This window comes from Zoogloea oryzae, from assembly GCF_030161255.1.
Taxonomy (GTDB): domain Bacteria; phylum Pseudomonadota; class Gammaproteobacteria; order Burkholderiales; family Rhodocyclaceae; genus Zoogloea; species Zoogloea oryzae.
This window is the reverse complement of the sequence record NZ_BSPX01000068.1, coordinates 19,963-27,489: the sequence shown is the minus strand read 5'-3', so window position 1 is coordinate 27,489 and position 7,527 is coordinate 19,963. Positions and strand designations below refer to the sequence as shown.

The 7,527-nt window shown below is 69.0% G+C and carries 7 protein-coding genes; 5 read left to right on the top strand and 2 right to left on the bottom strand.

The window, feature by feature from the left end; all coding sequences use genetic code 11:
• Together QQK25_RS17960 and QQK25_RS17955 are read right to left on the bottom strand one after the other, a co-directional pair.
• The coding region (locus QQK25_RS17960; RefSeq protein WP_368736559.1) for a hypothetical protein at positions 1-318 on the bottom strand (318 nt) is incomplete at its 3' end.
• Between the two features lie 10 nt (positions 319-328).
• On the bottom strand, positions 329-1,018 hold the full coding sequence (locus QQK25_RS17955; RefSeq protein WP_284189164.1) for a response regulator: 690 nt from the start codon (positions 1,016-1,018) through the stop codon (positions 329-331).
• Between the two features lie 171 nt (positions 1,019-1,189).
• Here QQK25_RS17955 and QQK25_RS17950 point away from each other — a divergent pair, with 171 nt between their 5' ends.
• The 5 genes from QQK25_RS17950 (at position 1,190) to QQK25_RS17930 (ending at position 7,491) form a co-directional block, all read left to right on the top strand.
• Positions 1,190-2,710: a M48 family metalloprotease gene (locus QQK25_RS17950; RefSeq protein ID WP_284189163.1), complete on the top strand. Its 1,521-nt coding sequence runs from the start codon at positions 1,190-1,192 to the stop codon at positions 2,708-2,710.
• 84 nt (positions 2,711-2,794) lie between these two features.
• Positions 2,795-3,328, top strand: coding sequence for a Spy/CpxP family protein refolding chaperone (locus QQK25_RS17945; RefSeq protein WP_284189162.1), 534 nt, complete (start codon positions 2,795-2,797; stop codon positions 3,326-3,328).
• A 25-nt stretch (positions 3,329-3,353) separates the two neighbouring features.
• Positions 3,354-3,854 carry an Lrp/AsnC ligand binding domain-containing protein gene (locus tag QQK25_RS17940; protein WP_306664095.1) on the top strand — a complete coding sequence of 167 codons (501 nt, stop codon included), beginning with the start codon at positions 3,354-3,356 and terminating at the stop codon, positions 3,852-3,854.
• Positions 3,855-3,975: 121 nt separating this feature from the next.
• Positions 3,976-4,563 carry an acyl carrier protein phosphodiesterase gene (locus QQK25_RS17935; RefSeq protein ID WP_284189161.1) on the top strand — a complete coding sequence of 196 codons (588 nt, stop codon included), beginning with the start codon at positions 3,976-3,978 and terminating at the stop codon, positions 4,561-4,563.
• 219 nt (positions 4,564-4,782) lie between these two features.
• Positions 4,783-7,491 carry an ATP-binding protein gene (locus tag QQK25_RS17930; RefSeq protein WP_284189160.1) on the top strand — a complete coding sequence of 903 codons (2,709 nt, stop codon included), beginning with the start codon at positions 4,783-4,785 and terminating at the stop codon, positions 7,489-7,491.
• The last annotated feature ends 36 nt before the right edge of the window (positions 7,492-7,527 follow it).

The window sequence follows — 7,527 nt, the reverse complement described above, 5'->3', positions numbered from 1 at the left end:
ATCGGTGCCCACCTCACGCCCGAAGACTTCACGCGCGGCTTCATCCACCACGAAAATCCGCGGCATGCGCTCGCCGCGCCATTCGGCGACGAGATCGCGCAGGGCCGGCAGGCCGCCGTGCGCCAGCACCGAGGCTGCCGCCGACAGCGCCAGCGTCACCCGCGGGCCGCCGTTCAGCAGCGGGTCGCGCTCGGCCTCGATGCGCTCACGCTCCTTCTGCTGGTGCCACCAAACCGCGCTGCCCACGCCAACGCCCGCCAGCAGCAGCGCCACCCAGAACGCGAAGAAGAACTTCCAGAAGAGCCGACCGAATCTCACGCTGCGCCCTTCACTCGCGGATCAGCTGGTAGCCCAGCCCGCGCACGGTCTCGATCCACGAGCGCCCGTCGGGCCGCGGGCCCAGCTTGTGGCGGATGCTCGACAGGTGCACGTCGATGCTGCGGTCGAAGCGCGCCAGCGGCCGCCCGAGCCCCTGCTCGGACAGCTCGGCCTTGGTCACGACACGGCCAGCGCTGCGGGCCAGCAGTTCGAGGAGATTGAATTCAGTGCTGGTGAGCTCCAGCGGCTCGCCCCGCCACTGGGCGCGGCGCATCTGCGGCCACATCTGCAGGGCGCCGGCCACCAGCGGCCCGCCGGCGGCATCGGCCGGGGCGACGTCCTGGGTGCGCCGCAGGATCGCCCGCAGGCGCGCCACCAGCTCGCGCGGGGTGCAGGGCTTGGGCACGTAGTCGTCGGCGCCGAGCTCCAGCCCGACGATGCGGTCCACGTCGTCGCCCTTGGCGGTGAGCATGATCACCGGCACCTGGCTGTGGGCGCGGATGCGCCGCAGGGCTTCGATCCCGCCCAGGCGCGGCATCATCACGTCGAGCACCACGATGGCGTAGTCGCCGGTCAGGGCGCCTGCCACGCCAGCCTCACCGTCGTGGGCCACGTCGGCCTCGAAGCCTTCCTGCTCGATGTACTCCCGCAACATCGACGACAGCTCCACGTCGTCATCCACCAGCAACACCTTGCTCATCCCGCACCTGCTTTCTGGAAAACCTGCCGCAGATGATACGGGCCGGCGGGCCGCCACGAAATTTCACGGCCGGGCTTTTACCCGCCTTTACATGCCTTTACATGTTGCGAACCGGGCTTAACAGCGCCCTGCCCGAAGATTTCACCTGTCTTCGAGCCCAGCGCCCAAACCATGCCCCGACGCCTCCGCCTGATCGCCCTTGCCACCGCCCTTGCCTGGAGCAGCGGCAGCCAGGCCATCAGCCTGCCCGATCTGGGCGATTCGGCCGAGACCGCCCTCTCCCGCCAGAGCGAAAAAGCCCTGGGCGAGCAGACCATGACCAGCCTGCGGGCCTCCGGCGCCATGCTGAACGATCCGGAGATCAACGCCTACCTCGACGCCCTTGGCCACCGGCTGGTGGCCTCCGACCCCGATCTGGCCGGCCAGCATTTCAGCTTCTTCGCGGTCGATTCCAACGAACTCAACGCCTTCGCGCTGCCCGGCGGCTACATCGGCGTGAACAGCGGGCTCATTGCCGCCACCCAGAGCGAGAGCGAGCTGGCCTCGGTGCTCGCCCACGAGATCAGCCACGTCAGCCAGCACCACATCGCCCGGCAGATCGCCGCCCAGTCGGGCACCCAGATGCTGTCGATGGCCGCGATGGTCGCCGCCATCCTCGCCGCCGGCACCGGCAACGGGCAGGCCGCCATGGCCGCCGCCACCGGCGCCACCGCGGCCCAGCAGCAGAGCATGATCAACTACACCCGCGAGCACGAGCAGGAGGCCGACCGGATCGGCTTTCAGCTGCTGGTGCGCGCCGGCTTCGACCCGCGGGCGATGGCCGCCTTCTTCGAGCGCCTCCAGCAGAGCACCCGGCTGGTGGATGCCGGCACCACGCCTGCCTGGCTGCGCACTCACCCGCTCACCGCCCAGCGGGTCGCCGAGGCCGAGGATCGCGCTTTCACCCAGCCCTACCGGCAGGTGCCCGACAGCCAGGACTACCACCTCGCCCGCGCCCTGGTGCGCAGCTACGAAGGCCAGCCCCGCGACGCCGAGCAGCGCCTTGCCGCCGAGCTCGCCGAAGGCCGCTACCGGGATCGCATCGCGGCCCGCTATGGCCTCGCCGCGGCCCAGCTGCGGGCCAGCCACTTCGCCGCTGCCGAAGCCACCGTCGACGGCCTCACCCGCGACGGCTTCCGCCACCCCATGCTCGAAGCCCTGGCCGGGCAGATCCTCAGCCAGTCGGGCCGCAGCGACGCCGCCCGGGCGCGCTACGAAGCCGCCCTCAAGCGCTATCCGGATCACCTGCAGCTGGTGTACGACTACCCCGCCCTGCTCATCAAGAGCGGTGATTTCAAGACCGCCGCCGCCTTCATCGACGCCCGGCTCCTCCTCCGCCCCAGCGACGCCACACTGCACCAGCAGGCCGCCGAGGCCTGGGCCGCGCTGGGCAGCCCGCTCAAATCCCACCGGCACCAGGGCGAGTTCTACGCCCTGTCGGGCAGCACCAAGGCGGCGATGGAGCAGTTCCAGCTGGCCCTCAAGAGCACCCGCGACGACGGCCCCGACGTGCAGATCGTCGAAGCCCGCCTGCAGGCCCTGCGCGCCCGCGAGCGCGAGGACAAGGCCGACGGCCGCGGTGACGGGCGCACGCGGGGTAACAAACCCGAACTTTCCCTTTACCCGCATTTACCCAGCGACAACCGCCATTAACACCGGCAAATGCGAAATTTCATCCCATCAGGCGGGCATTGACGCCGGCCTGATCCGACAACCGAACCCATCCAAGGAAACGCCATGAACCTCCGCAAGAAGATCCTGCCCCCCCTAGCCCTGGCCACCGCCACCGCCGCCGCCCTCCCCTTCGCCGCCCAGGCCATGGACGGCGGCCCCCACTGCGATGGCCACGGCCCGCGCTTTGGCATGCGCGGCGGGATGGATCATTTCGAAGGCGGCATGCACATGCCCCCGTTCGTCCGCGAACTCAAGCTGACCGAAGCCCAGCGCGACCAGATCTTCAAGATCATGCACGAGCAGGCCCCGGCGATGCGCGAAAAGGCCAAGGAAGCCCGCAAGGCCCGCACCGACCTGCGCGCCCTCACCTTCTCGGGCAATTACGACGAAGCCAAGGTCAAGGCCCTGGCCGACACCGAAGCCCAGGCCATGGCCGCCATGACGCAGATGCGCGCCGCCGGCGCCAATCAGATCTATCAGCTGCTCACCCCCGAACAGCGCAAGAAGGCCGACGAGCTGAAGGCCCAGTTCGAAGCCGACGGCCCCCGCCGCGCTGGCCCGCCGCCCGCCGACGCCCCTGCCGGCAAGCGTCGCTGATCCCCACCACTGGCGGGGCACGCCCGTGCCCCGCCTTCACCCGCCCAGAGAGCACGCCAAGCCCATGCGCCCCCTCGACCCCATCGACCGCAAGATCCTCCATGCCCTGCAACAGGACGGCCGCGTCACCATGACCGATCTGGCCGCCCAGGTCGGCCTGTCCGCCACACCCTGCACCGAACGCGTCCGCCGCCTGGAGCGCGAAGGCATCATCTCCGGCTACCACGCCCGCGTGAACCCGCTCGCCCTCGGCCTGCGGGTGCTGGTGTTCATCGAGATCCGGGTGTCCAACAAGTCGCCCAAGGTGCTCGACGAGATCCGCCAGTCCCTCGAAAAGCTCGACGAGATCACCGAATGCCATCTGGTCACCGGCGATTTCGACTACCTCATCAAGGCCCGCCTGGGCGCCCTGGAGGATTACCACGACCTGCTGTGCACCCTGCACAGCTACCTGCCCGGCGTGGTGATGCAGCGCAGCTACGTGGTGATGGAAGAGCTCAAGGAAACCCACTACCTGCGGGCCTGACCCGGCGCGCAGCATCGTCGGCGGCCCGGCCCTCGAAACCCTGCCCGACGCCCGCCCCAACGGCGCAAAATGACTACCGCGGCCAACCGTCCGCGCCCCGTCGACTCCCCGCGCCACGCCCATGAACTACCTCGCCCACGCCTTTCTCGCCGGGCCGCTCGCCACCGACCGCATCGGCGGGGTGATCGGCGACTTCGTCAAGGGGCCGCTGCCAGCCGGGCTGGATGAGGCCCTCGCAGCAGGCGTCGCGCTGCATCGGCGCATCGACAGCTTCGCCGACAGCCACCCGGCCTTCCGTCGCAGCCGGGCCCGGATCAGCGACGCCCGGCGGCGGGTGAGCGGGGTGATGGTCGATATGTTCTACGATCACTTCCTGGCGCTGCACTGGCAGCATTTCAGCCCCCGCCCCCTCACCGACTTCACTGCCGAAACCTACCGGCTGATCGCCGCCCACCCCGCCCCCCTGCCCGCCGGCTTCATGCCGGCCTTCGAACGCATGGCCGCCCACGACTGGCTGGCCAGCTACCGGGACGCCGGCAGCGTCGCCCTCGCCCTGGACCGGATGGCGCGCTTCCGGCTGCGTCAGCCCAACCCGCTGGCGGGGGCTGGCGCCGAACTCCTGCACGCGTTTGCCGGGCTCGAAGCCGACTTCTTCGCATTCCTGCCCGATGCGCAGGCATTTGCCGCGCAGTTCAGAGCCCAGCGCTGAGCCCGCCCACCCCCGCGTGCGACGGGGGCCTAAACCTTTCATCGTCCGCGACCGTAATCGCTACATCGAGCCCACCGCGAGGCGTTGCAGTCATGGCCGCCGCAAAAGCGCACGCCGCACGCACGGCACCGGTGCCCCCACCGCCCCTCCCGACCACGATCGGGCCAATGGCAGCCCCGCACCGGCAATCACAATAAAGAAATCGTTGGAGAACACCTGATGACCGGCCTTTCATGGCAGTCGTTGAGAACAAGGCTGGTCGCCGGATCGCTCTGCGTTTCCGTCGCGTCGATCTGGATCGTGATGTTCGTGATCGGCAAGTATCTGCGCGCAGACATGGAATCGGCCATCTCGGCCCAGCAGTACTCGACGGTCTCCCTCATCGCCTCCGAAATCCACCGCTCGGTGAATGAGCGCAGCGCCATCCTGGACGGCCTCGCCCGGCACCTGGGCCGCCACGGCGACCTGCGCCGCGCCAGCCCCCAGGCACTGCTCGAATCCCAGGCCGGGCTCGATCCGCTGTTCAACTGGGGGGTCATCGTTGTGGATGCGAACGGCCTCGCCCTGGCCAGCGTGCCGTCCTCCCTCAACCGCACCGGCACCGATTATGGCGACCTGCCGTTTCTGCCCGAGGTGCGAGGCTCCGACACGGTCGTCATCAGCCAGCCACGCGTGGGCAAACGCACCGGCGTCCCGGTCATCACCCTCGCCCTGCCGATCCGGGCGCCGGACGGGCGCTACCTGGGTGCGGTGATGGGCGTCACCAACCTCAGCGAACCGAACTTCCTGGATCAGATCAGCACCGCCAAGTATGGCCACACCGGCGACTTCCTGGTCACCGACGCCCGATCACGCACCTTCATCGCCTCGTCCGACAAGCGCCGGGTGATGCAGACCGGCCCCGCGCCCGGGGTCAATCCGGTGTACGACCACTATCTCGGCGGGCACGAGGGCTCGGGTGTCGCGGTCAGCTCACGGGGGGTGGAGGAACTGTCGTCGTCGGTCAGGATCGGCAACACCGGCTGGCTGATGCAGTCGGTCCTGCCCACCCAGGAGGCCTTCCTGGTCGTCCGGCAGATGCAGCAGCGGCTGCTCTTCTCGGCGGTGGCGCTGACCCTGCTGGCCAGCCTGATCGCCGGCTGGTGGGTGCGCCGGCAGCTGCAGCCGCTGGAACGCTCCGCCGTGCTGCTCGACGAGATGCGCCAGGGCACGCGTCCGCGCCAGCCTCTCCCGGTCGGGCGGGACGACGAGATCGGCAAGCTGGCCAACGCCTTCAACGGGCTGCTCCAGTCCATCGTCGACCAGGAAGCCCTGCTCGCCAAGGTGGCCGCCACCGAGCAGGTGCGCAAGATCCTCGCCCACGTCCCCGGCATGGTCTTTCAGTACTACCAGCACCCCAATGGCACCGGCGCCTTCCCCTTTGCCAGCGACGCGGTGCGCGAGATCTACGGGGTCAGCCCCGAAGTGGTGGAATCCGACGCCACCAGCATCCGGGCGCTCCTCGTCCCCGAAGACCGCGAGCGCTTCTTCAGCTCGCTCCAGCAGTCGGCCACCAGCATGGAACGCTGGCTCGTGGACTACCGCATTCGCCACCCCGACGGGCAGATCAAGTGGCTGCACGTGGACGCCATGCCCGAACTGGGCGAGGACGACCGGATCGTCTGGTACGGCTTCGTGACCGACGTGACCGCCACCAAGGCCCTCGAACACGAGCTGGAGCTGCACCGCACCCACCTGGAGGAGCTCGTCCAGGAGCGCACCGAGCAGCTCGAAGTCGCCCGCAACGCCGCCGAATCGGCCAACGTGGCGAAGAGCACCTTCCTCGCCAACATGAGCCACGAGATCCGCACCCCGCTCAACGCCATCACCGGCATGGCCTTCCTGATGCACCGCACCGGCGTCACCCCCGAGCAGGCCGACCGGCTCACCAAGATCGAGGCCGCCAGCAGCCACCTGCTGGAGATCATCAACGCCATCCTCGACCTCTCCAAGATCGAGGCCGGCAAGCTCACCCTCTGCGCCGAGCACATCCGGATCCCGACACTGCTCGCCAACGTGGCGTCGATCATGCACGACCGCGCCACTGACAAGGGCCTCCAGCTGTGCATCGACGCCCCGGCCGACCTGCCGGGCGTCGTCGGCGACGAGACCCGCATCCAGCAGGCCCTGCTCAACTACGTGGGCAACGCCATCAAGTTCACCCAGCGGGGCAGCGTCACCATCGGGGTGAAGATCGAAGCCGACGAGGGCGCGCAGGTGCGCATGCGCTTCGAGGTGCGCGACACCGGCATCGGCATCCCCGCCGAGGCCCTCGACAAGATCTTCGAATCCTTCGAGCAGGCCGACAGCTCCACCACCCGAGAATACGGCGGCACCGGCCTCGGGCTGGCGATCACCAAGCGGCTGGCCGAACTGATGGGCGGCACCGTGGGCGTCAGCAGCGCGCCGGGCGAAGGCAGCACCTTCTGGTTCACGGCCCTGCTCGACAAGGGCGCGAAGCACGCAGAAGACCACGACCTGCCGTCGCTTCACCAGGCCGAGGCCGCCCTCATGGCGATCGCCCAGGGCAAGTCGGTGCTGCTCGTCGAAGATGAGCCGATCAGCCAGATGGTGGCGGAGGAGCTCCTCGTCACCGTCGGGCTGGAAGTCGATACCGCCGACAACGGCCAGCAGGCCGTCGCCAAGGCCGCAGCCAAGGCCTACGACCTGATCCTGATGGACATGCAGATGCCCAAGATGGACGGTCTCTCCGCCACCCGTGCCATCCGCCTCCTCCCGGAACGCCAGACCGTCCCCATCCTCGCCATGACGGCCAACGTCTTCAGCGAGGACAAGGCCAACTGCCTTGACGCCGGGATGAACGATTTCCTGCCCAAACCGGTCGTGCCCGAACGGCTTTACTCGGCCCTGCTGCACTGGCTGGGCTGAGGCCAGGCGCCGGCGCGTCCGGCATATCCACCGGGA

Bases quoted from the DNA above. Each gene is read 5' to 3' on its own strand.
- QQK25_RS17935 (WP_284189161.1), top strand. From the start codon at position 3,976: ATGAACTACCTCGCCCACGCCTTTCTCGCCGGGCCGCTCGCCACCGAC.
- QQK25_RS17945 (WP_284189162.1), top strand. From the start codon at position 2,795: ATGAACCTCCGCAAGAAGATCCTGCCCCCCCTAGCCCTGGCCACCGCC.
- QQK25_RS17950 (WP_284189163.1), top strand. From the start codon at position 1,190: ATGCCCCGACGCCTCCGCCTGATCGCCCTTGCCACCGCCCTTGCCTGG.
- QQK25_RS17930 (WP_284189160.1), top strand. From the start codon at position 4,783: ATGACCGGCCTTTCATGGCAGTCGTTGAGAACAAGGCTGGTCGCCGGA.
- QQK25_RS17955 (WP_284189164.1), bottom strand. From the start codon at position 1,018: ATGAGCAAGGTGTTGCTGGTGGATGACGACGTGGAGCTGTCGTCGATG.